Source organism: Marivita sp. S6314, assembly GCF_023015985.1.
In the GTDB taxonomy this organism is placed as follows: domain Bacteria; phylum Pseudomonadota; class Alphaproteobacteria; order Rhodobacterales; family Rhodobacteraceae; genus Marivita.
Map to the genome: position 1 here is coordinate 69,051 of NZ_JALKAO010000003.1, position 15,675 is coordinate 84,725.

The 15,675-nt window shown below is 59.5% G+C and carries 13 protein-coding genes; 6 read left to right on the forward strand and 7 right to left on the reverse strand.

Annotated features, from left to right (window positions below):
- Window positions 1-14: 14 nt before the first annotated feature.
- The 3 genes from xdhC to xdhA are packed head-to-tail and all read right to left on the reverse strand — an operon-like array spanning window position 15 to window position 4,698.
- Complete coding sequence (gene xdhC, locus MWU54_RS08920) at window positions 15-896, reverse strand: xanthine dehydrogenase accessory protein XdhC (RefSeq protein ID WP_247082336.1); 882 nt, start codon at window positions 894-896, stop codon at window positions 15-17.
- A gap of 3 nt (window positions 897-899) precedes the next feature.
- Window positions 900-3,218, reverse strand: coding sequence for a xanthine dehydrogenase molybdopterin binding subunit (gene xdhB, locus MWU54_RS08925; protein ID WP_247082337.1), 2,319 nt, complete (start codon window positions 3,216-3,218; stop codon window positions 900-902).
- A 16-nt stretch (window positions 3,219-3,234) separates the two neighbouring features.
- Window positions 3,235-4,698: a xanthine dehydrogenase small subunit gene (gene xdhA, locus MWU54_RS08930; protein WP_247082339.1), complete on the reverse strand. Its 1,464-nt coding sequence runs from the start codon at window positions 4,696-4,698 to the stop codon at window positions 3,235-3,237.
- 154 nt (window positions 4,699-4,852) lie between these two features.
- Here xdhA and MWU54_RS08935 point away from each other — a divergent pair, with 154 nt between their 5' ends.
- Entirely contained in the window at window positions 4,853-5,755 is a 903-nt protein-coding gene (locus MWU54_RS08935) for a LysR family transcriptional regulator (RefSeq protein ID WP_247082341.1), read from the forward strand.
- A gap of 29 nt (window positions 5,756-5,784) precedes the next feature.
- On the opposite strand, the gene MWU54_RS08940 is transcribed toward MWU54_RS08935, so the two are convergent.
- Complete coding sequence (locus MWU54_RS08940) at window positions 5,785-6,828, reverse strand: PLP-dependent cysteine synthase family protein (RefSeq protein ID WP_281496047.1); 1,044 nt, start codon at window positions 6,826-6,828, stop codon at window positions 5,785-5,787.
- 190 nt (window positions 6,829-7,018) lie between these two features.
- Window positions 7,019-7,924, reverse strand: coding sequence for a LysR family transcriptional regulator (locus MWU54_RS08945; protein ID WP_247082345.1), 906 nt, complete (start codon window positions 7,922-7,924; stop codon window positions 7,019-7,021).
- A 109-nt stretch (window positions 7,925-8,033) separates the two neighbouring features.
- Between MWU54_RS08945 and MWU54_RS08950 the strand changes: the two genes are divergently transcribed.
- Window positions 8,034-8,465: a DoxX family protein gene (locus tag MWU54_RS08950; RefSeq protein WP_247082347.1), complete on the forward strand. Its 432-nt coding sequence runs from the start codon at window positions 8,034-8,036 to the stop codon at window positions 8,463-8,465.
- 486 nt (window positions 8,466-8,951) lie between these two features.
- Window positions 8,952-10,148: a kynureninase gene (kynU, locus tag MWU54_RS08955; RefSeq protein WP_247082349.1), complete on the forward strand. Its 1,197-nt coding sequence runs from the start codon at window positions 8,952-8,954 to the stop codon at window positions 10,146-10,148.
- Window positions 10,149-10,447: 299 nt separating this feature from the next.
- On the opposite strand, the gene MWU54_RS08960 is transcribed toward kynU, so the two are convergent.
- Entirely contained in the window at window positions 10,448-11,884 is a 1,437-nt protein-coding gene (locus MWU54_RS08960; protein ID WP_247082351.1) for an NAD-dependent succinate-semialdehyde dehydrogenase, read from the reverse strand.
- A gap of 100 nt (window positions 11,885-11,984) precedes the next feature.
- Window positions 11,985-12,935, reverse strand: a complete 951-nt coding sequence (locus MWU54_RS08965; protein ID WP_247082353.1) for a LysR substrate-binding domain-containing protein — start codon at window positions 12,933-12,935, stop codon at window positions 11,985-11,987.
- A gap of 162 nt (window positions 12,936-13,097) precedes the next feature.
- On the opposite strand from MWU54_RS08965, the gene MWU54_RS08970 reads away from it, so the two are divergent.
- From MWU54_RS08970 to MWU54_RS08980, 3 genes are all read left to right on the forward strand, one after another.
- The gene (locus MWU54_RS08970) at window positions 13,098-14,051 is read left to right on the forward strand and encodes a dihydrodipicolinate synthase family protein (RefSeq protein ID WP_247082355.1); all 954 of its coding nucleotides are present in this window, start codon (window positions 13,098-13,100) and stop codon (window positions 14,049-14,051) included.
- 10 nt (window positions 14,052-14,061) lie between these two features.
- Entirely contained in the window at window positions 14,062-14,946 is an 885-nt protein-coding gene (locus MWU54_RS08975) for a DMT family transporter (RefSeq protein ID WP_247082357.1), read from the forward strand.
- A 161-nt stretch (window positions 14,947-15,107) separates the two neighbouring features.
- Window positions 15,108-15,671, forward strand: coding sequence for a 3-hydroxyanthranilate 3,4-dioxygenase (locus MWU54_RS08980; RefSeq protein WP_247083981.1), 564 nt, complete (start codon window positions 15,108-15,110; stop codon window positions 15,669-15,671).
- The last annotated feature ends 4 nt before the right edge of the window (window positions 15,672-15,675 follow it).

A 15,675-nucleotide genomic window follows, 5' to 3' on the forward strand; every position in this document is an offset into this window, starting at 1 on the left:
GGTCTTTTGGCCGGTCAGGCCAATCTCCCTTCCCGTCCTTGTTGACTGCCCGAGATGGGCGACTCTGGTGCCCATTGCGGGGCGGCTGCGGCAGTTTCAGAGGTCAATTCAGCCATCACTTCTGCGGCCACGAAGGCCGCAATGACGCTGGGCCGCTTGTCGCGGCTACCGCTTGCCCCGATGGGGCAATTCAGATGTCGGGTGGTCTGGCCGTCACAGTTATTGTGCGCCCAGTTCTTGAATTTCGCGCGCTTCGTTGCCGATCCGATCATGCCGACATAGGCCGCATCACCGCGTTCAAGCGCGGCCGAGGTCAGCAGGAAATCAAGTGCATGGTCGTGGGTGAGCACGATGAACGCGCTGCCTGCAGGGGCGTTCCAGATGTCGGCCTCTGGCAAAGCACTGATACGGGTTTCGACATTGGCGGTATTGAGCGCGATTTCTTCGGGCCTTGTGTCGATCAGCACGCAGTTGACTGGCATGTGCTGGAACAGATTGGCCAGCGCGCGTCCGACATGACCGGCGCCCAGAACGTAGACATGCGGCAAAGCGGCGTCTGTCTGGTGCGCCCGATCCTGTGCTGCGCGCTTGTCCGAGGCGCGCATACGGGTAAGCCGCATCTCAACCCGCCCACCGCAACACTGTCCGATTTCAGGGCCAAGCGGCATGTCCAAATCGCGCTGCAGCGTCCCGTCCCGCAGCATGTGGCGCGCGGCATCAATGGCGAGATATTCCAGCTGGCCGCCGCCAATGGTGCCCCAGAGCGCTTGAGACGTTACAAACATCTCGGTCCCTTCGTTCCGCGGGGACGACCCCCGCACACGTGTCAGCGCGATGCGGATCACCGAAGGGTGGCTTGCGAGAAACTCGGACAGGGAGGCGGTTGAGAGGGACATGGATCAGACCGTGCCCTGCAACCGCGCCACTGCCATCAGCACCCGCTCGGGCGTTGCTGGTGCATCAAGACGCGGGCATTCGCTGTAATCTGCGACGGAGGCCACCGCCATGGACAGTGCTTCAAAGACCGAAATCCCCAGCATGAAGGGTGGTTCCCCCACAGCTTTGGAGCGTTTGATCGTCAGTTCCCGGTTCTCGGACCAGTCGGCAAGGTTCACGTTGAACACGCGCGGACGATCCGACGCGAGCGGGATCTTGTAGGTCGACGGCGCATGGGTGCGCAGGCGTCCGGCATCGTCCCACCACAGCTCTTCGGTGGTGAGCCACCCCATGCCCTGAATGAACGCGCCTTCAACTTGGCCCTTGTCGAGCACCGGATTTAGCGATCGACCCACATCATGCAGGATGTCGGTCCGCTCGACCCGGTATTCTCCGGTCAGTGTGTCGATTGTCACCTCAGAACAGGCCGCGCCATAGGCGTAGTAGTAGAACGGACGGCCCTGGCCCTTGGCGCGATCCCAATGGATCTTGGGCGTCTTGTAGAACCCTGCTGCCGAAAGCTGAACGCGGGCGAGGTATGCTTGCTTGATGAAGGCATCGAAAGACAGCGTGTCTTTTCCGATATGCACCTGATTGGCGTGAAATCGGACCTCTTCCGGGGCCACGTTCCATGTTTCGCAAGCAAAGGCGGTCAAACGTTCCTTGATCTGCTCCACAGCATTCAACGCCGCCATTCCGTTCAAGTCGGTTCCGCTCGACGCGGCCGTTGCGGATGTGTTCGGGACCTTCTCGGTGGTGGTCTTTGTGATCTTGATACGCTCGAAATCAACCTGGAACGCTTCGGCCACAACCTGCGCGACCTTGGTGTTCAGGCCCTGACCCATCTCGGTGCCACCATGGTTCAGGTGGATCGAGCCGTCATTGTAGACATGCACCAGCGCGCCCGCCTGATTGTACCAGGTCGCGGTGAAGGAGATGCCGAATTTGACAGGCGTCAGCGCGATACCCTTTTTCAGCACCGGGGAGGTTTTGTTGAAAGCAATGATATCAGCACGGCGCTGGCGATAAGCGGAGGTCTCTTCCAATTCACCGATCAGACGGTCGAGGATATTGTCCTCAACTTCCTGATGATACGGCGTGAGATTGCGCCCTTCACAGCCATAGAAATTGGCTTTGCGCACGTCTAGCGGGTCTTGCCCGGTGGCATAGGCGATCTCTTCAATCATACGTTCGGCGACGATCACACCCTGCGGGCCACCAAAACCCCGGAAAGCGGTGTTGGAGACGGTGTTGGTTTTCATCGGGTGGCTGTTGAGCCTTACATTCGGGTAGAAATACGCATTGTCCGCGTGAAAGAGCGCGCGGTCCGTGACCGGGCCAGACAGGTCCGCTGAAAACCCGCAGCGCGCGACAAAGCTGCCGTCGACGGCCTGAATGCGGCCCGCGTCATCGAAAGCCACGTCATAGTCGATGACAAAGTCATGCCGCTTCCCTGTAGCGGTCATGTCCTGATCGCGGTCGGGGCGGATTTTGACGGCGCGGTTCCACTTCTTGGCGGCGATGGCGGCAACCGCGCAAAAGAGGTTCATCTGGCTTTCCTTGCCGCCGAACCCACCCCCCATGCGGCGCACGTTCACGACAACGGCGTTTGACGGCACGCCAAGCACATGCGCCACCATGTGTTGCGCCTCGGACGGGTGCTGTGTGGAGCAGTTGACGATCACATCGTCATCTTCGCCCGGAATGGCAAAGGCGATATGCCCTTCGAGGTACATGTGATCCTGCCCGCCCACGGCCATCCGGCCCTTGACGCGGTTGGGCGCTGCGTCCAGCGCGGGGTCCACATCGCCCCGTTCCAGCTTTAACGGAGCGGTGACATGGGGGTAGCCTGCGTTCAGCGCCGCAATCGGATCAAGCGCATGGGGCAGAACCTCGCAGTCGATCTTCGCCTTTTCGGCGGCATGACGTGCGATCTCGCGCGTCTCGGCGATCACGGCGAACAGGGGCTGGCCGTGAAACTGGATCAGGTCCGTCGGAAACACGGGTTCGTCGTTGAGGCCGGTGGGGCTGATGTCATTCACCCCTGGCACGTCATCAGCCGTCAGAACGCCCACAACGCCGGGCGTTGCCAGAACATTGGTGTAATCAATGCCCCGTAACTTTGCATGGGCCACATCCGACACGCCGAGATAGGCGTGCAACGCGCCCTCGGGCATCGCGATGTCATCGGTGTAGTCGGCCGCGCCGGTGACATGCTTGGACGCGCTGTCGTGGATGCGGTCCGTATGGGCTGCCCCGGTGATGGAAACGGTATCCTTCATCTCTCGACTCCTTGTCTCAGGCGATGGCGAGTTGAACGGGCGCGTCTGTCTGCGCGTCCTGTTCGAGGAAAAAGCGGCGCAGAAGGTTCTGGGCCGAGAGCATCCGGTACTCCGAGGACGCGCGCCAATCCGTCAGCGGTGAAAAATCCTCCGCGAGGGCATCAGCCGCGGCCTCAAAGCTGTCCCGTGTCCAGCGCTGGCCGTTGAGCGCGGCTTCTGCCGCTGTTGCACGTTTGGGAGTGGCCGCCATGCCGCCAAAGGCGATGCGGGTATTGCTGATCACACCGTCTGTCACACTCATGTGGATGCCAACGGCCACCGACGAAATATCCTCGTCGCGCCGCTTGGAGATCTTGTACGCCGCGTCCAGATCGTTCGGACCGGGCAGGGGCACCTGAATGCTTTCCACAAATTCACCCGGCGCGCGGTCCTGCTTGCCGTAGTCGATGAAGTAATCCTGCAAGGGCAGAGTGCGTCGAGTGTCACCACGGCGAAGCGTGATTTCGGCCCCGAGGGCGATCAGCACCGGGGGTGTGTCCCCGATGGGCGAGCCGTTGGCGATATTGCCGCCCACGGTGCCCATGTTCCGCACCTGCCACCCCGCAATGCGATCCCAATACGGGACCAGGTGTGGCAGGTGCTTTGACAGGAGGGATTGGCAATCGGTGTAGCTTGCGCCCGCACCGATCTTGAGGAGGGAGTCCTGTCGTTTGACTGTTTTCAATTCGTTCAGATGACCGGTGAAAATCGCCGGTCCGATGTTGCGCAAGAATTTTGTCACCCAAAGGCCCACATCGGTGGCCCCCGCAACGATGGTCGCGTCCGGATAGGTCAGAAGACAGTCGGCAAGGTCATCCACGTCAGCGGGGATGATGCTCAGGTTGTCTTCGGGGCCGGACACGATGCGCTGCGTGTCCTGAAGGGACTTGAGGCGTGCCGTCATCGTGTCGCGTTCGGTGGTCAGGCAATCCGACGCGGGTGTGCCGTAACGCGACACCGCAACCGCCGCCTTGATGATCGGCTCGTAGCCCGTGCACCGGCAGAGGTTGCCCTGCAATGCGGTTTCAACCTCCCCCACCGTCGGTTCGGGGGTCTGCATCCAGAGCGCGTAGAGCGACATGACAAAGCCGGGTGTGCAGAAACCGCACTGGCTGCCGTGATGATCGACCATCGCCTCTTGCACAGGATGTAAGCGTCCGTTCGGGCCGGAAAGATGTTCTACCGTGACCACGTGGCAGCCATTGACCGACGCTAGGAACCGGATGCAGGCGTTGACCGGTTCGTACACGAGGCCCGCGCTACCCAACCGTCCAACCAGAACGGTGCATGCGCCGCAATCGCCCTCGGCGCAGCCTTCCTTGGTACCGGTCAGTCGGCGTTCAAGCCGCAGGAAATCCAGCAGCGTCTGGCTGGCCGCAACGTCGGCCACCGACACGTCAGTGCCGTTGAGGATGAAACGAATGTCACGTCGATAGGTCAAAGTTGCCTCCCAATCGCCAAGTCCGGCTGTGATGGTGAACCGACCATAGACGCAACAATTCGAGCGAAAAATCGCTGTAAACGGCAAATACTTTCAACAGATCGTTGAAAATAGACTTGCTGCTTGGCATCCTTCCGGTGGGGAGGAGCGACACATGTCGTATATTGAAAGCCTGCGTGTCTTTGTCCGTGTGATGGAGCTTGGCAGCATTACGTCGGGTGGCCGTGATCTGAGGCTGACCCCCGCGGTGTCAAGCAAGCGTCTGAAAGAGCTTGAGAAACATCTTGGCGTGCGTTTGTTCAACAGAACAACACGCTCCATGACGCCGACAGAGGTCGGCACCGTGTTTTACGACGAGGCAAGAGCCGTCTTGCAGGCGCTTGACCATGCCGAAGCCCGCGTCGCCAGTTTTTCCGATGCACCGCGCGGCGCGCTCCGCATCACGGCTCCGCTTGGGGTCGGACGCCGGATTGTTGCACCGTTGGTTCCCGAATTTTCCGAATCCTATCCGGACACAGAGATTCGGATGCGCCTGTCGGACCGCAAGGTCGACATCATGGCCGACGGGCTCGACATCGCGTTCTTTGTCGGAGAACCCAGCGATTCCACGATGAAACTGCGCAAATTCGCGGATTGTGACCGGGTCTTGTGCGCCTCGCCCGAATACCTGTCGCGCTGTGGAACGCCGATGACGCCGGATGACTTGCTGGACGCCACGCACAACTGTCTTCTGCTACGGTATCCCAGATCGCCTGAATATTTCTGGACGGTCCGGACAGATATGGGGCCCCGGAAGCTGGAGGTTCGGGGCAAGTTTGATGCCGATGACGGTGATGTGCTGACGGATTGGGCGGTGGCCGGGCGGGGAATCGTCAATAAGCCCCGTTTCGATGTGCGCGAGCATCTGGAGGCCGGGCGGCTTGTCGAAGTGTTGCCGCACACCCCTCCGATGCCCACGATCTTCGGCTGTCTGTATCCGCACAAAAAGCTTCAGGACCCGAAGGTGCGATTGTTCGTCGACCATGTTGCGCGGAACAGCAAACGCCACTTTGTCTGACGTAACGACGCCTCGCACCCCGATACGGATCAGTCGAAATCCAGTTCCAACGCCCTGAGATGGGTCTGACACTCCCCGATGCACTCTGCGACCCAATCGGGATTGTAATAGGTGTCGAGATACCGCTCGCCGCTGTCGCAGAGCAGCGTCACGATCGAGCCGCGTTGACCCGCATCTTGCATCTGCTTGGCAACCTGAAGCACGCCCCACAGATTTGTGCCCGTCGACGGGCCGGGTCTGCGCCCGATCCGTGTTTCAAGCCATTGCATGGTCGCGACACTTGCAGCGTCTGGCACCCGGATCATGTCGTCGATCACGTCTGGTTGGAACGAATGTTCGACCTTTGGCCGCCCGATCCCTTCGATGCGGCTGGACATCTCGGACGTCAGACTGCGATCTCCACATTGATAGCTGTCAAAAAAGACCGAGTTTTCCGGATCCACCACCGTAAGCCGCGTGTCATAACCCTTGTAGCGGATATAGCGCCCGATGGTGGCCGATGTCCCGCCGGTGCCCGCGCTCATGATGATATGCGCCGGGATCGGATGGGGTTCGTGCTCCATCTGGGTGAACAGGCTCTCGGCGATGTTGTTGTTGCCGCGCCAGTCCGTGGCCCGTTCGGCGTAGGTGAACTGATCCATGAAATAGCCGCCGATCTTGTCGGCCAGTGCGACGGACGCATCGTGCATCTGCGGCGCGCTTTCCACGAAGTGGATCTGCCCGCCAAAAAACTCGATAAGCCTGATCTTGCTCCGCGCCGTGCTTTTGGGCAGGACGGCGATAAACGGCACCCCAATCATTCGGGCGAAATAGGCCTCTGACACCGCCGTGCTTCCCGAAGAGGCTTCGACAATTGTTGTGCCTTCGGTGATCTTGCCGTTGCACAGCGCGTAAAGAAACAAGGACCGCGCGAGGCGGTGTTTCAGGCTTCCGGTAGGGTGCGTGCTTTCGTCCTTGAGATAGATATCAACGCCCTGAAGACGCGGCGCAGGCAGCTTGAACAGATGGGTGTCAGCAGACCTGTGCGCGTCGGCGTTGATCTTTCCGATTGCGTCGTTCACCCAAGTGTTCATGTACATTCCAATCTGGTCTTAGGATCAGGACCCGCAGTTGAATGCAGCATGCGCAGGCGCCGACAGGACACCTGTCTTGCTCAGGGCACAACGCGCATGATCTCGATCCAGTTACGCCGTTTGTAGCGGAGCTTGTCCCGTTTGCCTATTGGCGTGCTTCTGACGCCGCGCATGTTGGGTTCTTATCCAATCACGTCACCCAAGGCAGTTTCCGCGACTCGGCAACCAGAGGATCCACCAGCAACCGCAGACGCGTGGACTGAAAGCGATTGGGTGGAAAGATCGCGTAGATCTCGCGCTCGGGAAAGGTCGTATAGTCGGCCAGCACAGGCTGGAGGCGTCCGCTTTCCAGATGTTCTGCAACGTAGAAAATCGGGAGAAGGACGATCCCGATGTCCTGCAATGCCGCGCGGCACAAGATCTCTCCGGAATCCGCCTTGAATGTTCCCTGCAGCGAAACCTGACCGGTCTTGCCAGCTGCATCTGAGTACCGCCATTCTTGCGGCCCGCGATTTCCCGTGAAGGCAAGGAAATTGTGATTGGTCAGATCGTCGGGTGTCTCCGGTGTCCCATGCGCCGTCAGATATGCCGGGCTGGCACACAGCACGAGTGGGCAATCCGCCAAACGCCGTGCGACCAGGGATGTGTCCTTCAAGGACCCGATGCGCACAACAAGATCGAACCCTTCGCCTGCGATATCAACAAGACGGTCTTCGAGGCTCACATCCAACTCGACCTCTGGATATTGCGCTGCAAATCCCGCGATCGTGTCGCCAAAGTACTTGATACCCAAGCTTTGCGGCAGGCTCACTTTTAACGGGCCACGGGGTCGTGATTTCAATTCGTTGATCTGGTCTTCCGCTTCTTTCAAGTCTTCCAAAACCCGCGCCGCGCGGTCGAAAAACAACGCGCCTTCTTCGGTCGGAGACACATTGCGCGTCGTGCGGTTAAGAAGCTTGACCTGCAAATCCTGCTCAAGATTTTGAATTTGCTTGGACACCGCAGAACTGGTGATCCCAAGCGTCTGCGCTGCGCCCGCAAAGCTGCCAGCCTTTACAACGGCGACAAACACGCCAACCCGTGAAATGTGGTCCATAGAATTATCAACCAAATGGAATGAGTGATCTTCCGGAGGGGCATATTATCAATCAATGCGCGACGTGCAATATCCCTCCCCAGAGCGAAACACACATCTGGAGATAACCATGACTCATCAAAACGAACTGAACTACGGCGCCCTTATCATCCGCGTATCCCTTGGCGTTGTCCTGTTGGCGCACGGACTCTTGAAAGTGCTCGTGTTCACCATTCCGGGCACAATCGGCTATTTCGAAAGCCTTGGCCTGCCTGCACTTGCAGCCTATCTCGTGATCATCGGTGAGATTGCCGGTGGCGCCGCACTTATCCTTGGCCTCTATTCACGTTTGGTTGCCGTTCTGTCCTTGCCCATCCTGATCGGATCGGTCTGGGCGCATGCCGCCAATGGCTGGTTGTTCAGCGCGCCAAATGGCGGTTGGGAATTCCCCGTGCTGCTGGTGGCCCTCGCTGTTGCGGTTGCCGTGCAGGGCGGTGGAGCGTTTGCCCTGCGCAAGCTCCCGGTCGTTGACGGTTTCATCCCACAGGCGCTGAAAGCCTAAGGACGACCTGCCCCCTTAAAGTCACTGCGCGGGTCCCAGTCGGAACCCGCGACAGAAGGGAACGGACGGCGAGCTTTCATAAAAAGGCCACGCCCCAAAATGCGCTTTGCCTGACCCGTCGCCCTTCTTGGACGGCGGGTGATCTCTTGTGAGGACCGGTCTTGCGCTCAGGCTCAAACCTTCGCTGGTCGATTCCGAGATATTCTGGCTCGTGACGGGTTGGTCTCGGTGATTCCGGTCATTCGCACACAGAAAATGTAGCGGCTCAGGTATCTTGTTCTTGAATATCCAGTTCTGCCCAATGCGGGGGCGTTGGCAGATCGTCCGATGTACATGAGCCAAAGTAAAACGGGACAGTGGACGGCCTGCCGCAAAACCGCGATACCCCACAGGCAGATATGCTTGCGCGCGCGCCAGATCACCGTCCGAGGACGTGCCATGCATCGCGCACCGCAGGCAAAGACACACACGTTGAGAGGATAAGACATGACTGATTTCGAATGGACACGGCAGCAATTCGATCTGCCAGAGGGCATGATCTATCTGAACGGCAATTCGCTTGGCCCGATGCCGCGCGAGTCTTTGCCCGCCATGACGCGTTTTCTAAATGACGAATGGCGCACCGAGTTGATCAAGGGGTGGAACACCAAGAACTGGTTCATGCAGACCAACACGCTGGGGGATCGTGTCGGACGGCTGATCGGCGCGGCCGAGGGGACAACCGTTGTCGGCGACACGCTCTCGATCAAGGTGTTCCAGGCGGTTGCTGCCGGGATGGCGATGGTGCCGGATCGCAAGGTGATCCTGTCGGATAACGGCAACTTCCCGACCGATCTCTACATGGTCGAAGGGCTGATCAAGCTCAAGGACGCAGGCTATGAGCTGCGCGCGCCCGATCCCGAGGATGTGCTGGACAGCATCACCGAAGAGGTCGGCGTGGTGATGATCACCGAAGTGGATTACCGTACAGGCCGTCGCCATGACATGAAGGCGATTGTTGAAAAGGCCCACGCCAAAGGGGCTGTCGTTGTCTGGGATCTGGCGCATTCTGCAGGCGCGGTGCCTGTCGATGTGGGCGGCACGGATGCGGATTTTGCCATTGGCTGCACCTATAAGTACCTCAACGGCGGCCCCGGTGCCCCGGCGTTTATCTATGTTGCCCCCCGGTTGCTCGACACGGTCGAGCCGTTCTTGTCGGGCTGGTACGGTCACGAAGCCCCCTTTGCCTTCGACACGGACTACCGCCCGATGCCGGGCAAAATCGAACGGATGCGCATTGGCACGCCGTCGATTGCGTCTTTTGCGTTGCTGTCGGTGGCGCTCGATATCTGGGACAAGGCGGATATGGACGAGGTTCACGCCAAGTCCATCGAATTGTCCGAATTGTTCATCCGCGAAGTTGAAGCCCGCTGCGCCGGTTTGACGCTTGTCAGCCCGCGCGATCCACATTCGCGTGGCAGCCACGTTTCGTTCGCCTTTGAGCAGGGCTATGCCTGCATGCAGGCGTTGATTGCTGACAACGTGATCGGTGATTTCCGTGCGCCGAACGTGATGCGCTTCGGGATCACCCCGCTGTTTGTCAGCGAGGCGGATATTCTGGGTGCGGTGGACAAGCTTGAACGCATTCTCAGTGAAGAGCGCTACAAGGAAGATCAGTTCCAGAAACGCTCTTTGGTGACGTAGAGCCAGACACAATCGCTATCATTCGGAAACAGCTCAGGGAAAACTCTCTGGGCTGTTTTCGCTATTGCGGCCTTGCGGTGCCGATACTGATGCGCTGATTGCGACCGGTTTGTTCCCTCTGCCGTGTGGGCAGACCTATCAGATTGCAGCGACCGACGGTCTGTTGTCGGATCAAGTCACCCGTTCCGTTCGCCCTTATTTACAGCAAAAGGTTCGACGCCCCTTCGGGCATCGAACCTCACGCGCAATTGCGCATCACGACAGCGCTTGAAGTCGCGCCTGGCCGATCCCAAAGTCCCTCAGACGATCTGCATGCTGTGAGAGATGTTCTTGACGTTCATGTAGTTCTCCAGCCCTTCTGTCCCGCCCTCGCGGCCATAGCCGCTGGACTTGACGCCGCCAAACGGGGTTTCCGGCAACGAGGCCTCCAACGTATTGAACGACAGGTTGCCGGCTTCGACCTCGTTCGTCATCTGGTCGACGTAGTCGGCGCGATTGGTGAACCCGTAAGCGGCTAGCCCAAAGGGCGTGGAATTTGCCTTCGCAATCGCGTCGTCCAGCGACGTGACAGGATTGATGACCGCAAGCGGACCAAAGGGTTCTTCCTGCATGACCTTTGCATCGTCCGGCACATTGGCCAGAACCGTGGGTTCAAAGAAATACCCCTGATTGCCGTGCCGACCGCCACCGGCCAGAACCTCTGCCCCCTTGGCGCGGGCGTCTTCGACCAGCGCTGTCAGCGCGGGCACGCGGCGGTCATTGGCCAGCGGTCCCATGTCCACGCCGGGTTCAACGCCGTTGCCCACAACTGTCGCTTTTGCACGTTGGACAAAGGTATCGACAAAAGGCTGGTAGATGCTTTCATGCACGAAGAACCGGGTGGGAGAGGTGCAGACCTGCCCGGCATTGCGGTATTTGCGGATGGCGCTGCTGATCGCGGCCTTTTCGACATCGGTGTCTTCGCAGACAATCACCGGGGCATGACCGCCCAGTTCCATCAACACGCGGGTCATGTTCTCAGACGCAAGCGTGGTCAGGTGTCGGCCTACGGCGGTTGAGCCGGTGAAGGCAACTAGGCGTACTGGGTCTTGCGCAATCAGGTGGCTGGAGATCTGGGCAGGCTCACCAAAGACGAGGTTCAGCACACCTGCGGGCAGACCCGCATCGTGGAACGCTTCGACAATATGTTGCGCGCCTGCGGGGGTTTCCTCGGCCGCTTTGAGGATGATCGAACACCCGCTGGCCAGCGCACCGGCAATCTTGCGGCATGGCTGGCTCATCGGGAAGTTCCAGGGCGACAGGCCCAGAACCACGCCAACCGGTTCATGATGCACCACGTAGCGCACGCCATGGGCAGAGGGGATCACGCGACCATAGGTGCGCACGGCTTCGCCTGCGTCCCATTCGATGAATTCGGCACCACGGATGACTTCAAGCCGGGCTTGGGACAGTGGTTTGCCATGTTCGGCAGTGATTGACTGGGCAATTTCTTCCTGCCGGTCGCGCAACAGCTTCGCAGCCCGGAGCATCACATCCGCCCGGTCACGCGGGGCGGTGCGGCGCCAGATGCGGAAACCCTCTTCTGCGGCTGTCAGCGCATCGTCCAGGTCGGAAATCCCGGCGCAGGGCAGGCGACCGATTTCGGCCTCTGTTGCGGGGTTGACCACCGCCATGTCGTCAGAAGTCTTGCGCCATGCGCCGCCGATATACAGTTTCAACTCGGGATATGTGGTCATGATGCCCTCTTGAATTCGGATGTTGGCTCCGAAGGTCACATGGGGGCGGCCATTACCTCAACCGAATTGAACGGATACAGGTATCGGTTTCTGTGATACCTTACTGCTGGATCGCGGCGGCCTCCTCGCGCAGCGCTTGCAGGAACGCGGTGCCTGCCGGAGACAGGCTGTTATCGCCCCGGTACGAGACACCGACAGGACGCCCTCCGAACGGGACATCCCAGTCAATCGCCGTCAAAAGCCCCGCTTCGATGTCCAGCGCGGCAACATGGGCGGGCAGCAGGCCGATCAGATCGTGGGATCGCAAAAGCGATCGGTTTGCGAGGTATGACACGGATTCGATCACGGTTTTCGGCAGATATTGCCCCTGTTTGACAAAGAACTGATCCGTCTGACGCCGGAGCGTTGTTTCAGCGGGCGGCAATATCCACCCGAACGGCTTGAGCTGTTCGAACGAAATACTGGCGCGTTTGGCCAGCGGGTGCTGATTCCCCGCGACAACCATGACCCGTTCATCAAAGAACTTTTCCTGTTCGATCTTGGCGCGATGCCTGTGGCTGGGCAGGCGTCCGACGATCATGTCGATCTCACCTGACCGCAGGGCGGGGATCAGTGCTTCGTTTGTGCCTTCGACAATCTTGACCGCGACATTGGGCCGGTCGTTCAGCAGGCGCTGGATCGCGCGCGGCAGCAGCCGGGGGGACGCGGCAAGCAGGGTTCCCACGACGACGCGCCCGCTGTTGCCTTCGTTCAGGTCATCCAGTTCCTGCGCGGCGGTGGAGACCTGGGCAAAGATCAGCTTGCCATGTCGGATCAGTGTTTCGCCGAATATGGTCGGAACGACGCCACGGTTGGTGCGCTCGAACAATTGGACTTCAAAGTCGATTTCGAGATCCTGGATCATCTTGGTGGCTGCAGGCTGTGAAATGCCAAGATCGCGCGCGGCGTGCTGGATATTGCCGTGCTCTCCTACTTTCACAAGCAATCGAAGTTGCCGCAGCTTCAGCCGGGTGAGGGCGCGATCAACGATACGGCTGTGGTTCGACACCATGGGTGTTCCTTACGTCGTGGTCACAGCGAAGATAAGAGAATTTCCAATCTCTTTGCTATAGATTTTTTGAATATCCAGATAATCCTGTGCCTGCTGGCTTTTGTTCAGTCGGCGCGGTTTAGTGCCGCCAAACTGAACGCCTTGATCCGCCGGAGCTCCAACATGAAATATGCAAAGCAAGACGCCAAAGCCTATGCGCGTGAAACGATGCGCGGCATCTGGGCCGCAGCGCTCAATCCGTTTGATGACGACCTGGCATTGAACGAAGCCGGTCTACGCAAGAACATCCGCCACTGGATCGACGATCTGCACATCCAGGGCCTGTTCATCGCTGGAAAGCAGGGCGAGTTCTGGTCGATGTCGCTGGAAGAGCGCAAGCGCAACATGACCATTGCCGCAGATGAGTGCGGCGACAATGCGGGCACGATCATGTCGATCTCGGATCAGAACGTGAATACGGTGCTGGAACTGGGGCGTCATGCACAGGATTGCGGTGCGGATTACGTGGTGGTGCACGCACCAATGCTGAGCTTCTGCAGCGACCGTGACGAGGTTTTGTACAATTACTACAAGTACCTGTGCGACCGGCTCGATATCGGTATCGCGATGTGGAGTCACCCGGACAGCGGCTACCTGATGGAGCCGGAAACCTGCGCCCGTATCGCGGAGCTGCCCAACATCATGGCGATCAAATACTCCGTCCCGCGAGATATGTACGCGCGGCTGACCAAGCTGGTGGGCGACAAGATCCTCGTATCCACATCGGCTGAACCGGAATGGCTCGACAATATCGAAGAATTGGGTTGGCAGCTTTATCTGTGCTCCTCGCCGCCCTACCAGCTTCAGACCGCCAATGATCTGCGGATGCACGAGTACACCGAACTGGCCTTTGCCGGAAAATTCGAAGAGGCGCGGCGCGTGCGTGACAGTCTTGATCCGGTGCGCCGCGCGATCCACGACACCAAGCCGGGCGGCAAGCCCACGGCGCATGGCAAGTACTGGCAGGAGCTGTTGGGGCAAGTCGGCGGGCGCGTGCGCCATCCGATGCTGGAATTGACCGAGGCCGAAAAGGCCGCCACGCGGAAGGCCTTTGAGGAGTGCGGCCTGACACTGTGACACCCGGCCGATGATCGGCGAGATCTACGCCCTGTTGGCGGCGGCGGCTTATGGAGTGGCCGGCGTCGCCATTGCCAAAGGCAAAGCCGGGGCGCGGGGCGACAACGGGGTGTTTCTGTCGGTCCTGGCCACCGCAGTGTTGTCGGGCGTGATCTGGGTGCTTTGGGGCAGCGTGCCTGTCAGGACCCTTGTTGAGACCGAAAACCTCGGTCCCATCGGTGTTTTTGTGCTGGCAGGGCTGATGTCCACGGTCTTTGGCCGCATGTTCATGTTCCGCGCAACTGAACAGACGGGGCCTGTCATGGCCAGTCTGCTCAGGCGCCTGACGCCTGTTTTCGGTCTGCCGCTGGGCTATGTCGTTTTGTCGGAACTGCCAGATGTCGCCACCCTGGCAGGCGCGTCAATGGTGATGGCGGCGGTCATTTTCTACCTGACCCCAAGCAAGGTTGATACGCGCAGGATCAGCCGGATCGGGATTGCCCTTGGTGTGGGTTCGGCCCTGGCCTATGCGCTGGCGTACACCCTTCGCAGCGCTGCTTTGGTGACATTGCCCGACGCGGCGCTGGGGACGTGTATCGGTGCGCTCGCCGGAGTGGTCTGGATCGCGTGCGGGACGGCGCTGCGCAGGGGTGGGCGCAGATCGTTTCAAGCCCTGCTTATCGACCGGAACCGCTGGCATATGCTCGCGGCCTTTGCGCTGAGCGCCGGTCAGTTCCTGCAGTTCCTTGCCTTGAAAAGCACCTCCGTGGTCAGCGTGGCGACACTCGGAACGCTTGAGGTGTTCTTCACGGCGCTGATCCTGCGATGGGCCACCGGCCAACGCCCCGTCAGGCTTTGGCGTTTGGTCGGGGCAGGGGGCGTGGCTCTTGCCGGGACCGCGATCATGCTGGCATGACGCACCGCGCCTTTGCTGACGGCATGGCGCTTTGTCCAAAAAATGATTGCTTTTGCTATCAGGAAATCGGATATCGAAATTCCCGGAAATCCATATTTCTTTGTGCGTGACCTGCCTAGGGTATGATCAAATAACATGTGCCACAGCCATTGGGGATCACGATGACCAACCATCCGACGCTCAAGCCCTTCAATTTCAAGAAATGGGTCGAAGACAACGCTGACAAGCTGCGGCCCCCCGTTGGCAACCAGCTTTTGCACAAGGAAGGCGACATGATCGTCATGGTCGTCGGTGGCCCGAACACGCGGGTCGATTTCCATGATGACCCGGTGGAAGAATGGTTCTTCCAGCAGAAGGGCGACATGATGCTCAAGATCGCGGATGGCGGCAAGATTTACGACGTGCCCGTGCGGGAAGGCGAGGTTTTCATGCTGCCGCCCCATGTTCGCCATGCGCCGCAACGTCCGCAGGAAGGCTCTATCGGGATCGTTGTTGAAGCCCCGCGTCAGCCGGGTATGACAGAAGGCTTCGAATGGTTCTGCTTCAACTGCGAAGGCTTGGTGCACCGCGAGGAAGTTGCGCTTGACGGACCAGAGGGTATCGTGACGGCGTTGCCGAAAATCTATGACAAGTTCCACAATTCGACCGAAGCGCGCACATGCCCGAATTGCGGTGAGGTGCACCCCGGCAAAGGCAAACCGCCCGCCGAATGGGTCCAGCTTTAACAGT

Excerpts from the sequence above, each read along its gene's own strand:
- MWU54_RS08970 (WP_247082355.1), top strand. The coding sequence starts at position 13,098 with ATGAAATATGCAAAGCAAGACGCCAAAGCCTATGCGCGTGAAACGATG.
- MWU54_RS08940 (WP_281496047.1), bottom strand. The coding sequence starts at position 6,828 with ATGAACACTTGGGTGAACGACGCAATCGGAAAGATCAACGCCGACGCG.
- kynU (WP_247082349.1), top strand. The coding sequence starts at position 8,952 with ATGACTGATTTCGAATGGACACGGCAGCAATTCGATCTGCCAGAGGGC.
- MWU54_RS08935 (WP_247082341.1), top strand. The coding sequence starts at position 4,853 with ATGTCGTATATTGAAAGCCTGCGTGTCTTTGTCCGTGTGATGGAGCTT.
- xdhB (WP_247082337.1), bottom strand. The coding sequence starts at position 3,218 with ATGAAGGATACCGTTTCCATCACCGGGGCAGCCCATACGGACCGCATC.
- MWU54_RS08975 (WP_247082357.1), top strand. The coding sequence starts at position 14,062 with ATGATCGGCGAGATCTACGCCCTGTTGGCGGCGGCGGCTTATGGAGTG.
- MWU54_RS08960 (WP_247082351.1), bottom strand. The coding sequence starts at position 11,884 with ATGACCACATATCCCGAGTTGAAACTGTATATCGGCGGCGCATGGCGC.
- MWU54_RS08965 (WP_247082353.1), bottom strand. The coding sequence starts at position 12,935 with ATGGTGTCGAACCACAGCCGTATCGTTGATCGCGCCCTCACCCGGCTG.
- MWU54_RS08945 (WP_247082345.1), bottom strand. The coding sequence starts at position 7,924 with ATGGACCACATTTCACGGGTTGGCGTGTTTGTCGCCGTTGTAAAGGCT.
- MWU54_RS08950 (WP_247082347.1), top strand. The coding sequence starts at position 8,034 with ATGACTCATCAAAACGAACTGAACTACGGCGCCCTTATCATCCGCGTA.
- xdhC (WP_247082336.1), bottom strand. The coding sequence starts at position 896 with ATGTCCCTCTCAACCGCCTCCCTGTCCGAGTTTCTCGCAAGCCACCCT.
- MWU54_RS08980 (WP_247083981.1), top strand. The coding sequence starts at position 15,108 with ATGACCAACCATCCGACGCTCAAGCCCTTCAATTTCAAGAAATGGGTC.